This is a genomic window from Kitasatospora sp. NPDC004289 (assembly GCF_053602875.1).
In genome coordinates this window covers 21,999-37,964 of record NZ_JBSGEL010000001.1, presented here as the reverse complement: position 1 = coordinate 37,964, position 15,966 = coordinate 21,999, and the positions used below count along the sequence as shown (strand labels likewise).

Here is a 15,966-nt window from a genome sequence, read left to right as displayed (position 1 = left end):
GTACTCCAACTCCGGGAAAGGGGAACGGCGAACGGAGAAACGCAGGGCACGGCGGCGCGGTTCCGCACCGGTGAACCGTTCGGGCCGCCCGGGCCGCCCGGACCGCTCAGGCCTCGATCCCCGCCGCCTTCAGCCGGCCCGCCACCGCCTCCCACTCCGGGTCCAGCGCCTCGGCCCGCTCGGTGCCCACCCGCAGGTCCTTGAAGCCGCTGGAGGTGGAGACGCAGACCACCGGCCCGTCGAAGGCCGCCGGCCCGCCCAGCTGCCGCAGACCGGCCAGCCCGATCGCCGAGGAGAACTCGCACCACAGCCCCTGGGCCGCCAACTCCCCGTGCGCGGCCCGGACCTCCCGGTCCGTCAGCAGCAGCGCACCGCCACCGCTCGCGGTGACCGCCCGGACCCCCCGGTGGCCGCCGTTGGTGACGTCGATCGCGTACGCCTCCGTCGGGCCGACCTCCACCACCGCGGCCGGGGCGCCGGTGCGCACCGCCGCCGCCAGCGGACCGCCGGCGGCCGGCTCGCAGCCGAAGACCCGCGGCACCCGGTCCGCGACGCCCAGCCGGTGCAGCTCGGCGAAGCCCTTCCACACCCCGTACAGCAGCTCCCCGTACCCCGTCGGCACGAACACCGCCGCCGGGGTTCCCAGTTCGGCGTGCAGCTCGTACGCCACCGTCTTGTAGCCCTCGGCACCGAAGCCGTGGCCGGTGTGGGTGCGGGTGTGGTTGCTGACGGGGTGGAAGCCGGTCCGCTCGGCGATCTGCCGCAGCAGCGGCCAGCGGGCCTCGACCGGCACCGGGAGCACCAGCGCGCCGTAGGCGTTCAGGAAGGACTGCACGGCCGGCGGCGAGCTCGCCGAGGCCAGCACCACGCAGCGCAGCCCCGCCCGGGCGGCGTACGCGGCGGCCGAGGCGCCGTGGTTGCCGGAGGAGGCCACCACGATGCCGGGCGCGCCCTGGTGGACGGCGGCGCTGACCGTGACCCGGTTGAGGCGGTCCTTGTGGCTCCAGGTCGGGTTGCGGGACTCGTCCTTGACCAGGGTGCCGTCGGGGAGGGCGAGAAGGGGGGTGCCGCCCTCGCCGAGGGTGGGCGCGTCCAGCGGGGGCAGCAGCGGGGCCCAGCGGTCCAGGCCCGGGCCGGGCGGCTGCGCGAACAGGGCGGCCGGGACGGCCGGGTAGTCGTAGTCGACCTCGACCGGGTAGGCGAGCTCGGGGGTGCTGGTGACCGGGCACCCGGCGGTGAGGGCGGGCCAGAGCGGGTACCGGACCTCGGGATCGCCGAGCGAGACCTGAGCGGTGGCCAGGGAAGCGGCAGCTGTCATGCCGCCAACGGTAGGGACACGGAGGGTGGTCGAGGGCCTCTTCGGGCACTCCCGGAGGCGATCGGCACCCCGACTGTGTCAGGTGGCGGCGGGGCCGCTCAGAGCACCTGGTTGCGCCCGGCGCCCCAGCCGGCCACCGCCGCCACCGCGGCGAGCGCCAGCAGCAGCACGAGCGGCAGCTCCCAACCGCCCGTCAGCTGGTGCAGCGCGCCCGCGCCGACCGGCCCGGCGGCCGCCACCAGGTAGCCCACCGCCTGGGTCATGCCGCCGAGCTGCGCCGCGCCCAGCGCGCTGCGGGTGCGCAGCACGATGAAGGCCAGCGCCAGTCCGAGCGAGCCGCCCTGGGCGATGCCGAGCACGCCGGCGGCCAGCCAGGCGCCGGAGACCGGGGCCAGCAGCAGGATGGTGATGCCCACCGCGTTGAGCCCGGCCATCGTGACCGCGAGCCCGCGCTGACGGGTCATCCGGCCGGCGATCAGCGGGACCAGGAAGGCGCCGATCACCTGGACCAGGTTGCTGAACGCGAAGACCAGACCGGCCTCGCCGCGGTCCATGCCGTGGTCCGCCAGGATGGTCGGCATCCAGGCCACCAGCGTGTAGACCATCAGCGAGGAGACGCCCATGAAGACGCTGATCCGCCAGGACAGCCCGTTCCGCCAGATGTTCGCGATCGCCGCACCGGCCGGAGCGGCCGCGACCGCGGCCTTCTCCTGACGGGACTTCAGCACCTGCGGCAGCCAGGCCGCCGCGGCCACCAGCGCCAGCACCGACCAGGCCGCCAGCGAGCCCTGCCAACCGCCGCCGAGCACCTTCTCCAGCGGCACCGAGGTGGCCGCCGCGAGGGTCGCGCCGACCAGCATGGTGGTGGAGTAGACACCGGTCATGGTGGCCGCGTTCCCCGGGAACTCCCGCTTCACCAGGCCCGGCATGGAGACGTTCAGCACCGCGATGGCGACCCCGATCACCATGCAACCCGCGTACAGCGCCGCGACGTCGGGCAGCACCCGGAGCAGCACCCCCGCGCCCAGCGTGAGCACCGCGCCGAGCACCACCTTCTCCGCGCCGAAGCGCCGGGTCAGCCGGGGCGTCAGCGGGGCGCCCAGGCCCTGGAACAGCACCGGCACGGTGGTGATCAGGCCGGCGGCGGTGGCCGACAGGCCGAAGGTGCGCTGGATCTCGCCGACCAGCGGGGAGATCGCGGCCAGGCAGGCCCGCATGTTGAGCGCCACCAGCACGATGCCGAGCAGCATCAGCGCGGGGTGGGCGAGCCTGGTGCGGGTACGGACCGTCGGGGTGGCGAGCTGCTGGGCGTGGGTGACCGTCATGACGGTGGTGTCTTCTCCGGACAGGGCGGGGCGGAACGAGGAAGGGACCGGCTCGTGCGGCCGGTGACGTGCGCGGGCTACGACTCGGGCTGAACGGTCGTCACTTCCGCGCGGCGATGGCGGCGAGCAGCTGCTCCACGGCGGCCGTCGGCTCCGCGAGCAGCCGGCGACAGGCGGCCTCGGCCAGCTCCGGGTCGCCGCTCTCGATCGCGTCCACCAGCGCCTCGTGGGTGGCGACGACCACCTCGGGCATCTCGTGGTCTCCGAAGGCGGTCCGCATCGACTCGCGCACCGAGGCCCCGAAGTACCGGTAGACCTCGGTCAGCGCCGGGTTGTGGGCGGCCTCGACCACCGCGGTGTGGAACTCCAGGTCGTGCTCGACGGTCGCCTCGCGCCCCGCCCGGTCGGGCTCGGCGGCGATGATCTCGGCCTCGCGGGCCAGCGCCGCACGCATCCGGGCGATGTCCTCGGGGGTGTGCCGCACGGCGGCCAGGCGAGCGGCCTCGGCCTCCAGCGCGGCCCGGACCTCCAGCACGTCCCGGACGCCGGAGCGCTGCACCCCGCGCAGCACCGCGGCCGGGTCGGTGGTGGAGGTCACGAAGGTGCCCTCCCCCTGGCGCGAGACCAGCATCCCCGCGTGCACCAGCACCCGGATCGCCTCCCGCACCGTGTTCCGCCCGACCCCGAGCCGCTCGGCCAGCTCGTGCTCGGTCGGGATCCGCGCCCCGACCGGCCAGCTCCCGGCGCTCAGCTGCTCGCGCAGCTGCTCGATCGTCACGTCCACCAGCGAACGCCGCCCGGCGGCCTGCAGCCCGTCCGCACTCATGGGGGGCTCCTTCCGGGTTCGCTCAGCAGTGGACGGCAGTCATCCTACAACCTCTTGCCCGGTCATCCTACAACTGGTCACTGTTGACAGCACGTCTAGCACGGGGCGCCCCGGGACACACCCCGCCGAACGGGGGTGGTGCGGATGATCGACACGGTGTGAGCATGTGCTCACCTTCGGGGGCGTTGCGTGGCCGTCGGGGGAGGTGGCCTTGGCCGCCCCCGAAGGGTTCCGGGTGGGTGCCCGCGAACGAGGAGGGCCCCGGCATCAGCCGGGGCCCTCCTCGTTCGCGGTGCGGGATGCGGGCTACTCCTCGGAGGCCAGGGTGAGGCCGGCCAGCTTGACGGCGGCGAGGGCGGTGGCGCCCAGGATGACCACGATCAGGAGCGGGACGGCGACCGCGGTGGCCACGGTGGCGTCGATGGCGCCCTCGGCGGCGACGGACTCGGCGATGCTGCGGCCCCACTGCTGGATGCTCAGGGTCTTGGCGCCGTCGACGAAGTTGCCGATCAGGCTCTCCCAGATGAGGGCGTAGACGAGACCGACGACCACCGCGTTGCGGGTGACCACCGAGAGCAGGAGGAAGAGCGCGCTGTAGGCGGCGCCGGCCACCAGGGTGCCGACCGCGTAGCCGACCGCGAGGCCGTCCTCGGTCCCGACCAGGACCAACCCGGAGATCAGGGCGGGCAGCGCCGCGAAGACCCAGGTGGTCACCACGGCCACCGCGAGCTTGGTGGTGATGATCTGCCAACGGGGCAGCGGCTTGGCCAGCAGGTAGACGATCGAGCCGTCGTCGATCTCGGTGGCGATCACGCCGGTGCCGATGATCAGGCCGAGCAGCGGGAGCAGGGTGCCCAGCGAGAGCTGGCCGAGGATGGTGGTGGCCAGGTCGTGCTTGTCCTCGCTGCCGCTGCGGGCGATCACGGAGATCACCAGCAGCAGCACGGGCGCGGCCAGCAGCAGGAGGCCGCGGCGGCGCCCCAGCAGGCCGCGGACGGTCAGCCTGGCGACGGTCAGGTTCACAGGGGTCAGCCTTTCGGGTGCGACGAGACGTCGGCGACGGGGCGTCGGAGGCGGGGCGTCAGTTGGCGACGAGGTAGGAGAAGACGCTCTCCAGCGACTCGTCGGCCGGGGAGACGGTGTAGAGCCGGATCCCGGCCTCCTTGGCGACCTTCGGCAGCAGCGCGGTGAACTGCGGGAAGTTGATCGCCTCGATGCGCAGCGCCCGCTCGTGCCAGTCCAGTTGGATCCCGGCGGTGGAGCTGTCCGCGATCAGCGCGGAGGCCAGCCGGCGGTCGTCGCTGGAGCGGACCAGGTAGCGGTGCGGGCGGTCGGTCATCAGGCGGCGGATCTTCCGGAAGTCACCGGAGGCGGCGTGCCGGCCGGCCACCACCACCTCGATGTGCCGGGCCAGCTGCTCGACCTCCTCCAGGATGTGCGAGGAGAACAGCACCGTCCGCCCGGCCGAGCCGAACTGCCGCAGCAGCTCCATCAGTTGCAGCCGCTGGCGCGGGTCCATGCCGTTGAACGGCTCGTCCAGCAGGAGCACCTCGGGGTCGTGCACCAGTGCGGAGGCCATCTTGACGCGCTGCTTCATGCCCTTGGAGTACGTCCCGGCCTTCCGGTCCTGGGCGTACTCCATCTCGACCATCCCGAGCGCCCTCTTCGCGGCCGCACCCGGATCGGCCAGGCCGTGCAGTTCGGCGTTGGCCAGCACGAACTCCCAGCCGGTCAGGTAGTCGTACATCGACTCCCGCTCCGGGACCAGGCCGATCTTGCGGTAGACCTCCTGGTTGCGCCAGATCGGCTCCCCGTCCAGGGTGACCGCCCCGGAGGAGGGGGCCAGGAAACCGCTCATCATGTGGATGAGGGTGGACTTGCCCGCGCCGTTGGGCCCGAGCAGACCGGTGATGCCCGGCCCGATCTCCATGCTGACGTCGTTGACGGCGACCACGTTGCCGAACCAGCGGGAGACCCTGTCGATGGTGATGACGGCCATGACGTTCCCTCAGATCTTCCGGTAGCGGCGCAGCAGCGCCCAGTACGAGCCGCCGATCATCGCGGCCACGGCCAGCGCGAAGACCGCCACGCCGATCCCGTCCGGGGCGGTGAGCGGCCCGGCCGTCCTGATGTCCAGCAGCTGGTTCAGCATCGCCTCGGCGGCGTTCGTCGGGGAGAGCAGGAAGGCCCAGTGCGCGGACTCCGGCGGGTCGATCCGGTTGCCGCCGATCAGGACGTAGAAGATGGCCGCGACCGGCTGGCTCACCACCAGCACGCCCATGATGGCGGCCACGCCGAAGCCCTTGCGCGGGGTCAGCGCGGAGATCGCCAGGCCCAGCGCGGCGTACAGCACCGAGAGGACCACCGCGACGGCCAGGCCCTGGAGGAAGTGCCCGGTGTTCTTGCCGAGCGGCAGCCCGCCCAGGATCGAGCCCAGGTAGAGCACCAGCAGCGGGGTGACGGTCATCAGCAGCATGGCCGAGGTCATCGCGGCGAACTTGGCCCGGACGTAGTCGCCGCGGGTGATCGGCCGGGAGAAGTACAGCGGCACGGTGTGGTGGCGCAGGTCCCGCGACATCAGCACCGGGGCCTGCGCGGCCACGAAGATCTGCACCAGCACGCCGAAGGCGGAGAGGAACTGCGCGTAGTCCACCGGGAACAGGTCGGTCTTGACCGGCCCCTGGAGGAACAGCCCGATCGCCACGATCACCACGGCGGCGGCCGTCAGCGCGGAGGCCACCAGCATCGGCAGCACCTTGGACTTGCCCGAGCGGCCGAGGCCGTAGGCGGCGCGCAGGCTCTGCACGTAGAGCGAGCGGGTGGCGTAGCCGCGGCCGAGCCGGGGGCCCTGGTAGCTGCGGTAGCCGATGTTGTGGATGACCCCGGTGTCGACCGGCGAGCCCACCGGCGAGTCCACCGGCGCCGCTCCGGAGGGAAGTTGCTCAGACATCGGCACGGCCTTCCGTGGACTCGGTCGTGAAGATCTCGGAGACCCGGTGGCGGCGCTGCTCCAGCCGGACCAGGCCGAGGCCCAGGTCGGCCACGGTGTCCCGGACGGTGTCGTAGGTCTCGTCGCCGGCGATCTCCACCAGCAGGATCTTGGCGCCGTCCTGACGGACCACCAGACCGGCGGCGGCCAGCCGCTCCCGGACGGCCTCGTCGGCGTCGAAGCCCGGATCGTCCGGACGGTCCGTCACCTCGACCGCCAGCAGCTGGGTCGCCTCGGTGAAGGAGGCCGTGGAGGAGGACCGCAGCAGGCGGCCGCCGTCGATCACCACCAGGTGGTCGCAGGTGCGCTCCAGCTCGCCGAGCAGGTGGGTGGTGACCAGCACCGAGATGCCGAAGTCGGTGTGCACCCGCCGGATCAGGCCGAGCATCTCGTCCCGGCCGACCGGGTCGAGGCCGTTGGTCGGCTCGTCCAGCAGCACCAACTGCGGGTCGTGGACCAGGGCCTGGGCCAGCTTCACCCGCTGCTTCATGCCGGTCGAGTAGCCGCCCATCGGGCGGTAGCGCTCCTCGTACAGGCCGACGTGGCGCAGCGTGTCGGCGGTCCGCTCGCGCGCGGCGGCCGGCGGCAGCCCGGCCATCCGGGCCATGTGCACCACGAACTCCGTCGCGGAGACGTCCGGCGGCAGGCAGTCGTGCTCGGGCATGTAGCCGACCCGCTCGCGGATCGCGGAGCCCTCGGTGGCGATGTCCAGGCCGAGCACCTGGCCCGTGCCGGAGGTCGCCGGGGCCAGCCCGAGCAGGATCTTGATGAGTGTGGACTTGCCCGCCCCGTTCGCCCCCACCAGACCGACCACACCGGGCTGCACCTCTACGGTGAGCCGGTCCAGTGCGGTGACCCGGGGGAACTTCTTGGTGAGGGCGTCCGTCTTGATGACAGTGGTGGACACCGTCCCAACCTAGTGGCCGCGCCCCGTGGGTGGAATGAGCTGGCGAGAGGAGCCGCTCCCCCTACCGCAGGATGACGCCGGGCCGCCCAGCCCCTAAGGGTCGGACGGCCCGGTGCCGGGCCCGGTGCCGGGCCCGGTGCCGGGCGCGGGCGCGGGCGTCAGCCCAGCATGCCGAACTGGCCCATGGCCACCTGGCGGAAGGCCTGGAGCGGGACGCCGTCCTGATTGGCCGTCAGCACCAGCGCCGTCACGTCCCCGCGCTGGAAGTACGCGGCCCTGGCGACCGGCCGGGGCTGCTCGCCGGGCTTGCCCGCCTTGTCCGCGCTGACCTTGACGGTGGTGATCCGGTCCATCTCCGGGGCGATGCCGTCGACCGAGGCCTCCAGCCCGGCCGGCTCCTTGAGCTGGCCGTAGTTCATCACCAGGTAGTGGGCCTTGGCCTCGTCCTCGGAGCCGAAGCGGAGCAGCCACAGCTCGGTCCGGGTGCCGTCGGGCGCCGTCCAGACCCGGCGGACCGCGTCCCGGCAACCGTTCTGCAGCAGGATCGCGCGGGCCTCGGCCGGCTCCTTCTCCAGCTCGGCGTAGTCCCCGCAGCCCTTCCGTTCGGCCGCCGCGGTCATCCCGGCCGGTGCCGGCAGCAGCAGCTGCCGCAGGTCGGCGTGGTGCCGGTTGCCCGCACCGCTGGCCGACGGGGCGGGCCGGCCGGAGGGCAGCGGAGGCAGCGTCAACTCCGGCAGGACGTACCGGCCGTCGTTCGGGGTCCTGAGGCCGGGCAGCTCGGTCCGCTCCGGGGCGATCACCGCGGCGGCTGCGCCGGTGCCGGTCAGCACCGCCACCAGCACGGCGGCCACCCAGCGGGCCCGCACCTTGCGGCGGGGGCGGCGAGGCCGCTCCGCGGCCGGGCCCTCGGTGCCGGGCACGGCGTCGGCCTCGGCCGGGGCCAGGGCCGGGTCCGACGCCGGCGCCGGGGCGGACTGCTCCGGAACGAGCGGCGGGGCGACGGCCCGCACGGGCGGCTCGGTCGGTGCCGGCTGCGCGTTCTGCTCCGGCTGCGCGTTCTGCTCGGTCATGCGGACGCTCCCGGACGGGCCAGCCGGTCCAGCTGACGGCTGAACAGCTCCACGGTCTTCTCCTTCGGCAGCGGGGCGATCCCCTCCACCTGCATCTCGACCCGGAGGTCGCCCTCGGCCGCCGAACAGACCAGCCGGTCGATCTTGGCCCCGGGGGCTGCGTACGGCAGGAAGCAGCGCGCCTGCTCGTGACCGGCCACGCTCGGGCCGATCCGGTACAGGCCGGAGTCCGAACCCAGCGCGTTCTGCCAGGCGGTGTCCGCCTTGATCGCTTCCTGGTGGTACCTCAGCAGCCAGATCGTCACCACGTACGAGTGGTCGGTCGCCACGTAGCTGCGCACGCCGGCGCCGGTCAGCGGCTGGTCCTGCCACTCCTTGCGCAGCGCGTCCCGGAGCTTCTCGGGCAGGTCGTGCAGCTGGTCCTCGACCCAGTTCTTGCGCTGGTCCTCGGTCAGTTCGGTGTCGTTCCCGTACGCGCCCGCGTCCGGGCCGACCCGGTGGTCGTCCGGCAGCGGCAGCAGCAGGTCGCGGAGCGAGCCGAAGTGGCTGCCGTTCTCCCTGGTGCCGAAGGACGGGCTCGGCGAGGCCGAGGGCGTGGCCGTCGCCGCGACCGACGGCTGCCCGGACGGCGCGGCCGCCGCGGTCCCGCCCTCCGGGTACTGGACGCGCAGGATGCCGACGCCGATGCCGACGCCCAGCAGGGCGGCCGCCACCACGGCGGCACCGGCCCGCAGCGCCGTGCGCCGGGCCCGGCTCGGGCGCCGCTGCTCCGGACCCTCCGTCAACCGCTGCTCCTGCTGCGGGGATCCGGGGTTCTCGAGGATGCTCATACCAGCCGCTCCCACTGCTGCTTGGCGATGCCGGCGAGCTCGTCCCGGTCGACCTTGGCGGGCGAGAACACGGTGATCCGCATCACCACGTCGCCGCGCCGGGCCAGCGCCTCCCCGGAGTAGTACTGCTCGGTGGAGTCCACGTACGTCTGCGCCGTGTCGTCGGTCTGGTAGACGCCGCCGGAGATCCCGCCCAGCGGCAGGGCGCCCACCTCGTGGCGCTCCGCCTCGCGCTGCGCGGCGACGGCCTTGTCCGAGTGGTACTGGATCAACTCGACCCGCCACTTCACGTCCCCCTTGCGCCAGGTGGCCACCGCGTCGCGGCGGAACCCGTCCTGGAGCATGGACCGGAAGTACGAGGCGGAGTTGCCGACCGACATGGCCTTCTCCCCCACCGTGAACCAGCCGGAGCCGGACACGTAGTCGTAGTCCCAGTCCTCCGTTCCCTGCGGCCGGGGCACCAGCAGGGTGCGCAGGTCACCGTCGATCTTCAGCGGTGCGACCGCCGCCTCCGCCACGGCCTGCGGGTCCGCCGGAGCGGCCGGGTAGGTGGGCGAGGGCACGGCGAGCACGGGCAGCGGGGTGGGCGGGCTGCCCGCCTGGACGGCGTAGCCGACCGAGGCGCCGAGCAGCGGGCCGACCAGCAGGGCCGCCAGCAGCAGGCGGGCGGTGGAGAGCGGGCGGCGCGGCGCGGACGGCTCCGGGTCGCCACCGGCCGCGAGCAGCTCGGGCGCCAGGGCCTCGGGCACGGTGCTCTCCGGCGCGGTGCTCTCCGGCGCGGTGCTCTCGGGCGTGGTGAACGGTTCAGCCACCGGAGGACAACCTCTCTCGCTGACGCTTCATCGCGTCGTGCAGCGCGGCCTTGTCCGGCGTGCCCTTCACGTACACGGTGACCTGGTACTCGACGTCGCCGACGGAGGAGAGGCCGACCATCTTCCCGGTCCACGCCTCCTGCTCGGGCTTGAGCATGATGCCGCGGCCGTCGGGGTCGCCGTCGATGCCGAAGCTCTCGCCCTTGCTCATCGTCATGCCGTCGGCGAACTCCTTCGCCATCTGCCGCGACTTGAAGCGCAGCAGGCGGACGTTGACCTCCTGGCGGCCGTCGGCCGTCCGGTAGCGACGGGTCGCCGCGTCGTTCTTGTAGCCGTAGGAGGCGAGCACCTCGCCCATCTCCTCGGCGTTGGAGAACTCCGCGGCCACCTCCTCGGTGGTCAACTTCACGCCGTCCGACGGGCCGTAGGACTCGGCGCCCCAGGGCATCGGCAGCAGGAAGTACCGCAGGTCGCCGCCGTGGGTCGCCCCGTCCACCGTGCCGTGCAGGGTCGACGAGGGCGTGGGCTTCGGCGCGGGCGTCGGGCTGGCCGACGGCGTCGCGGACGCACTCGGGCTGGGGCTCGGCGTCGCGGACGCACTCGCGCTCGCGCTCGCCGAGGGCGCGGCCGCAGCGACCGGCTTCCCCTCCGGCTTCCCGACCGCCACCGTGACGGCGGCACTGGTCGCGGTCACCGCGACCAGACCGGCCACCGCCAGGCCGACCCCGAGCGCCCGCGGCAACCGGCCGCCGCTGCTCGTCGTCCCCACTGACCCACCCTCGGGCCCGGCCGCCTCCACGGAGGCGGTTTCGGGCACGGGTGCTGACGCGTACTCGGACGCGGACAAGGCACTCCCCCGGAAGAACCGAACGCGGGGCCCCTGCTCCTCACCGAAGCACGCCCTCGCGCGTGACAGCACGGATTATGGTTCGCATTCCCCCCACCCCCCAATCCGATTTCCCCGACGATCCGTCACAATGCCCACTCAACCGGACACCCCGTGACCGAACCGCAACGAACACCTCGCCCGGCCGGATCCGACGATGTCCCTGCCGGAGGGCGGCGGCACCGCTAGCCTGCTGGGGTCGTCTGCCACGGGGGTGGAAGCGGAATGGGTGTCGTACTGCCCGACGAGTTGGCGTGGGTACTCGATCTGATCGGCGTGAACTGGCCGAACGTGGACGAGGACGACTACCGCGAAATGGCCGATGCGCTGCGGGAGTTCGCCGCGGAGATCGACACCGGCATCGCCGACGCGCACACGGCCGTCCAGGGGATGCTGGGCGCCAACGCGGGCCTCGCGGTGCAGGCCTTCGAGGCGCACTGGGGCAAGGTCTCCGGCACGCACCTGAGCCAACTGGCCGAGGGCGGGCGGATGGTGGCCTTCTGCCTGGACGGCGTCGCGGTGGTGATCGAAGGAGCGAAGATCGCCGCCATCGCCCAGCTGGTCATCATGGCCGCCGAGGTGATAGCCGCTCAGGCGGCGGCCCCGTTCACCTTCGGGCTGTCGGAGCTCGGTGCGGTGGGCGCGACCCAGGCGACCAGGGTGATCGTCCGCAGGCTGCTCAAGGAGGCCGAGCAGATGATCGTCGACCAGCTGATGGAGATGGCCACCGGCGCGGTGGTCGAAGCGCTCGCCGGCATGGCGGGCGAGCTGGTGGTCAACCTGCTGGAGGACGCGGCAGCGGACGGGGGGAGCACGCGGTGAGCGGCGGGGAGTTCCGGCACGATCCGGATTCGATCGACGACCTGGCCAAGCGGTTCGGCCGGCATTCGGAGGACCTGGAGGACTCCGCCCGGCGGCACCACTCCCGGGCCCGCTCGGCCTTCGGCCGGACCAGGGGCAGGGGTGGCCTGGCGGCCGCGGCGGAGCAGGGCATCGGCAAGCTGATGGACTCGATGGAGCAGGGCCAGAAGGCCCTGACCAAGCACCTGAAGGACATCGGCACCGGCCTCGAACAGACCAGCCGCAACCACCGGGCCAACGAGCAGCGGATCCTCGACGACCTGAAGGGCCGGGGCACCGGCAGCGGCACCCCGAAGGGTCCCGGCCGCGGCCCGGGCGGTGGCCCCGGATCCGGCCGGAACCTGCCCGGGGACGGCCGGCCCGGCCAGTCCACCGAGGGCAACACCCGGTGCCTGACCGCCGGTGACCCGGTGGACGTGGTCTCCGGTCAGATGATCTCCGACGAGACCGACCTCGACCTGCCCGGCATCCTGCCGCTGACCGTCCGGCGTTCGTACGCCTCCGGCTACCAGGGCGGCCAGTACCTCGGCACCGGTTGGAGCTCCACCCTCGACCAGCGCGTGCAGATCGACGCCCGGGGCATCCACTACGCCGGCGACGATGCCCAGGTCCTGCACTACCCGCACCCGTCCGATCCGGACCGTCCCGTCCTCCCCGCCGACGGCGCCCGCTGGCCGCTGTCCTGGGACCGGGAGGCCGACACCATCCGGATCGAGGACGTGGAGACCGGCCGCACCCTGCACTTCGCGGCGGCCGGCACCCCGGAGGTCCGTCCGATCAGCGCGCTGACCGACCGCAACGGCAACCGCGTGGACCACCTGTACGACGACGACGGCCTGCCCGTCGAACTCCACCACTCCGGCGGCTACCGGGTGGCCGTCGACGTCCTGCACACCGCGGCGGGCCCCCGGGTCGAGGCACTGCGGCTGCTCGACGGCACCGGCCACGGATCCGGCACCACGGTCGTCCGCTACGGGTACGACGACCGCGGCCGCCTCGCGGAGATCACCAACTCCTCCGGCCTCCCCCTGGTCCACCGGTACGACGACCGCGACCGGCTCACCTCCTGGACCGACCGGAACGGCTTCTGGTACGCCTACGAGTACGGCCCGGACGGGCGGGTCGCCCGCAGCCACGGCTCCGGCGGCGCCCTGGAGGCAAACTTCGCCTACGACACCGCCAACCGCGTCACCACCGTCACCGACGGGCTCGGCCGCGCCACCCGCTACCACTACGACCGGAACGACCACGTGGTCCGCGTCGTCGATCCCGCGGGCCACGAACTGCGCACCGGACACGACCGCTACGGCCACGTCGTCTCGACCACCGACCAACTCGGCCGGACCACCCGCTACGAGCTGGACGCCCACGGGCGGCCCGTCCGGGTGACCCATCCCGACGGCAGCACCACCGAGACCGCCTACAACGCGTTCGGCCTGCCCGTCGAGGTGACCACGCCGGGCGGCGGCAGCTGGCACCTCGCGTACGACGACCGGGGCAACTGCGTCTCCAGCACCGACCCGTGCGGCGCCACCACCCGCTTCGGCCACGACGCGCACGGCCGTCCCACCACGACCGTGGACCCCGCCGGCCGGACCGTCACGTTCGCCACCGACGCGGCCGGTCTGACCACCGCCCTCACCGATCCGCTCGGCCACACGACGCTCCTCGTCCGCGACGCCTTCGGCCGGGTGGTGGCCGAGACGGACCCGCTCGGCCGCACCACCCGCTACGGCTGGACCGTCGAGGGCAGGCCCGCCCTGCGCGAACTCCCGGACGGCAGCCGCGAGGAGCGCGGGTACGACCCCGAGGGCAACCTGCTGGAGCACCTCGACGCCAACGGCGGACGGACCGGGTACGAGCGGACCGGTTTCGGCCTGCTCACCGCCCGGACCGACGCCGCCGGGCACCGCTGGGAGTACGGCTACGACGCGGAACTCCGGCTCGACACCGTCACCGGCCCCGACGGGCGCGCCTGGCGGTACGGGTACGACGAGGCGGGCAACCTCGCCTCCGAGACCGACTTCGACGGCCGGACGGTGCGCTACGAGCACGACGCGGCCGGGCAACTCACCCGCCGCACCAACGGCGCCGGACAGAGCGTCGACTTCAGCTGGGACGCGCTCGGCCGCGTGACCGGCCAGACCACCGACACCGGGGCCCGGACCGACTTCCGCTACGACCGGGAGGGCAACCTCGAGCACGCCCGGAACGACGCGGTCCACCTGGAGTTCACCCACGACGCCCTCGGACGGGTCCTGACCGAGTCGGCCAACGGCCTCGTCCTGACGAACCGTTACGACCTGCTCGGTCAGCGGACCGAGCGCCGCACGCCGGGCGGGACCGTCACCACCTGGCAGCACGATCCGAACGGCCGGACCGTCACGGCCGAGACCGCCGGGCTGCGGCTCGCCTACGGCCACGACGCGGCCGGCCGCGAGTCCCACCGCTGGATCGGCACCCGGACCGCCCTCACCAGCACCTGGGACGACCTGGACCGCCTCACCGCCCAGCAGCTCGTCGCGGTGGACGAGGGGCAACCCGCCGGGGCCTCCCGCCGGTTGGACGGCCGGAGCTGGACCTACCGGGCCGACGGCGTCCCGACCTCCCTGAGCGAGGACCGCACCGGCACCCGCCACTTCGACCTGGACCCGCTCGGCCAGGTCACCGCCTCCCGCTCCGCCGCCTGGAGCGAGTCCTACGCGTACGACCCCCTGGGCAACCCGATCCGGGCCGACCTGCCGTCCGCGGCCGCCGGCGACCGGGTCCTCGACGGCTCGCTGCTCCGTCGGGCCGGCCGGATCCGCTACGAGTACGACGGCCAGGGGCGGCTGACCGCCCGTCACCTCCGCACCCTCTCCGGCCAGCAGCGGAGCTGGCACTTCCACTACGACTCCCACGACCGCCTGACCTCGGCCGACACCCCGGCCGGCGAGCACTGGCGCTACCTGTACGACCCGCTGGGACGGCGCACCGCCAAGCAGTCGGTCGACCCCGCGGACGGGACCGTCCTCGACGAGACCCGGTTCTGCTGGGACGACGAGGTCCTGGTCGAGGAGGGCCGGCACGACGCCGACCGGTCCGCGGTGGTCCTCACCTCCTGGGACTACGCACCGGACTCGTGGCGGCCCGTCGCGCAGGTCCGCCGGGTCCGCTCGGCCACGGGAACGGTCGAGGAGCAGCGGCACGCCGTCCTCACCGACCTGGTCGGCTCGCCCACCGAACTCGTCACGGCGGACGGCACCGTCGAGTGGCGCCGCGCGGCCACCCTCTGGGGCCTCACCGCCCCGGCCGGCGGCCCGGGCGGAGTGGGGACGGCCGACTGCCCGCTGCGCTTCCCCGGCCAGTACCAGGACGACGAGACCGGTCTGCACTACAACCTGCACCGCTACTACGACCCCGAGACCGCCCGCTTCACCGGCCCCGACCCGCTCGGCCTGGCACCCGCGCCCAACCACTACGCCTACGTCACCAACCCGCTCGACGAGATCGACCCGCTCGGGCTCGCCAAGAAGAAGCGCTCCGGGGGCAACAACAACTCCGGCGGCTCCAACAACAACTCCGGTGGCGGCACCACCCCGCCGACGCCCGCCCCCGGCAGCCGCGCCGTCCCGACCCGCGTGCCCCCGCCCAAGGGCGGCCTCCCCGGCATGCCCGGCGCGCAGCGCGTTCCCCCGAAGACCCCCGTCCAGGGCGGCGGCGGGATGCGCCCCCGGTGGGAGGACAAGAAGCACATCTACGAGTGGGACTCCCAGCACGGTGAGGTCGAGAAGTACACCAAGCAGGGCAAGCACCTGGGAGCATTCGATCCGAACACCGGCAAACCGCTGCCGGGCAAGGGCCCGGTCTCAGGACGGACGTGCGTGAAGTGATCTGGGCAGTACTCGGCTTCGACCGCCACGACGACTCCCTCACGGTGGAGTGGGAGCTCCCCGCCGGCTTCACCGTCACGGATGCCGCCCGACTGGTCGGCGACCACCCGGACCTGATCGGTTCCAGCTTCCCGCTGGACGAGGCCCAGGCCGCCGTCGTCGCCGCCCTGATGGGCACCACCGCCGACACCGCCGGGACCGCCTACTTCCTGGAGGCCCAGTCGGAGGGCTGACGGTCCGTCACGCGCCGGTGCGCCGCCGCCCCGAGGG

The 15,966-nt window shown here is 73.4% G+C and carries 14 protein-coding genes; 3 read left to right on the top strand and 11 right to left on the bottom strand.

Annotated elements, in window-relative coordinates; genetic code table 11:
* Positions 1–106 precede the first annotated feature (106 nt).
* The 11 genes from ACWEPF_RS00155 to ACWEPF_RS00105 form a co-directional block, all read right to left on the bottom strand.
* Entirely contained in the window at positions 107–1,318 is a 1,212-nt protein-coding gene (locus tag ACWEPF_RS00155) for a threonine synthase (protein WP_452170779.1), read from the bottom strand.
* Between the two features lie 98 nt (positions 1,319–1,416).
* A complete protein-coding gene (locus ACWEPF_RS00150) occupies positions 1,417–2,643 on the bottom strand; it encodes a CynX/NimT family MFS transporter (protein WP_452170778.1) in 1,227 nt (408 codons plus the stop codon).
* A gap of 100 nt (positions 2,644–2,743) precedes the next feature.
* The gene (locus ACWEPF_RS00145) at positions 2,744–3,469 is read right to left on the bottom strand and encodes a FadR/GntR family transcriptional regulator (RefSeq protein ID WP_345290606.1); all 726 of its coding nucleotides are present in this window, start codon (positions 3,467–3,469) and stop codon (positions 2,744–2,746) included.
* A gap of 306 nt (positions 3,470–3,775) precedes the next feature.
* Positions 3,776–4,492 carry an ABC transporter permease gene (locus tag ACWEPF_RS00140; protein ID WP_452170777.1) on the bottom strand — a complete coding sequence of 239 codons (717 nt, stop codon included), beginning with the start codon at positions 4,490–4,492 and terminating at the stop codon, positions 3,776–3,778.
* A 58-nt stretch (positions 4,493–4,550) separates the two neighbouring features.
* Positions 4,551–5,468, bottom strand: coding sequence for an ABC transporter ATP-binding protein (locus tag ACWEPF_RS00135; protein ID WP_452170776.1), 918 nt, complete (start codon positions 5,466–5,468; stop codon positions 4,551–4,553).
* Positions 5,469–5,477: 9 nt separating this feature from the next.
* Positions 5,478–6,419 (bottom strand): ABC transporter permease, encoded by a 942-nt coding sequence (locus ACWEPF_RS00130; protein ID WP_452170775.1) that lies wholly within the window; start codon positions 6,417–6,419, stop codon positions 5,478–5,480.
* Positions 6,412–7,365 carry an ABC transporter ATP-binding protein gene (locus ACWEPF_RS00125; RefSeq protein WP_345290602.1) on the bottom strand — a complete coding sequence of 318 codons (954 nt, stop codon included), beginning with the start codon at positions 7,363–7,365 and terminating at the stop codon, positions 6,412–6,414. The genes ACWEPF_RS00130 and ACWEPF_RS00125 overlap by 8 nt, the downstream gene beginning before the upstream one ends.
* Before the next feature lie 158 nt (positions 7,366–7,523).
* Entirely contained in the window at positions 7,524–8,435 is a 912-nt protein-coding gene (locus ACWEPF_RS00120) for a hypothetical protein (protein ID WP_452170774.1), read from the bottom strand.
* Positions 8,432–9,265 carry a hypothetical protein gene (locus ACWEPF_RS00115; RefSeq protein WP_452170772.1) on the bottom strand — a complete coding sequence of 278 codons (834 nt, stop codon included), beginning with the start codon at positions 9,263–9,265 and terminating at the stop codon, positions 8,432–8,434. The genes ACWEPF_RS00120 and ACWEPF_RS00115 overlap by 4 nt, the downstream gene beginning before the upstream one ends.
* A complete protein-coding gene (locus tag ACWEPF_RS00110; RefSeq protein ID WP_452170771.1) occupies positions 9,262–10,077 on the bottom strand; it encodes a hypothetical protein in 816 nt (271 codons plus the stop codon). Before ACWEPF_RS00110 ends, ACWEPF_RS00115 begins: the two co-directional genes overlap by 4 nt.
* Positions 10,070–10,846: a hypothetical protein gene (locus ACWEPF_RS00105; protein ID WP_452170770.1), complete on the bottom strand. Its 777-nt coding sequence runs from the start codon at positions 10,844–10,846 to the stop codon at positions 10,070–10,072. Before ACWEPF_RS00105 ends, ACWEPF_RS00110 begins: the two co-directional genes overlap by 8 nt.
* A 342-nt stretch (positions 10,847–11,188) precedes the next feature.
* Here ACWEPF_RS00105 and ACWEPF_RS00100 point away from each other — a divergent pair, with 342 nt between their 5' ends.
* The 3 genes from ACWEPF_RS00100 to ACWEPF_RS00090 are packed head-to-tail and all read left to right on the top strand — an operon-like array spanning position 11,189 to position 15,929.
* The gene (locus ACWEPF_RS00100) at positions 11,189–11,785 is read left to right on the top strand and encodes a WXG100-like domain-containing protein (RefSeq protein ID WP_452170769.1); all 597 of its coding nucleotides are present in this window, start codon (positions 11,189–11,191) and stop codon (positions 11,783–11,785) included.
* Positions 11,782–15,696, top strand: coding sequence for a colicin E3/pyocin S6 family cytotoxin (locus ACWEPF_RS00095; RefSeq protein WP_452170768.1), 3,915 nt, complete (start codon positions 11,782–11,784; stop codon positions 15,694–15,696). Before ACWEPF_RS00100 ends, ACWEPF_RS00095 begins: the two co-directional genes overlap by 4 nt.
* Positions 15,693–15,929, top strand: a complete 237-nt coding sequence (locus ACWEPF_RS00090; RefSeq protein WP_452170767.1) for a DUF7683 domain-containing protein — start codon at positions 15,693–15,695, stop codon at positions 15,927–15,929. The genes ACWEPF_RS00095 and ACWEPF_RS00090 overlap by 4 nt, the downstream gene beginning before the upstream one ends.
* Positions 15,930–15,966: the final 37 nt, after the last annotated feature.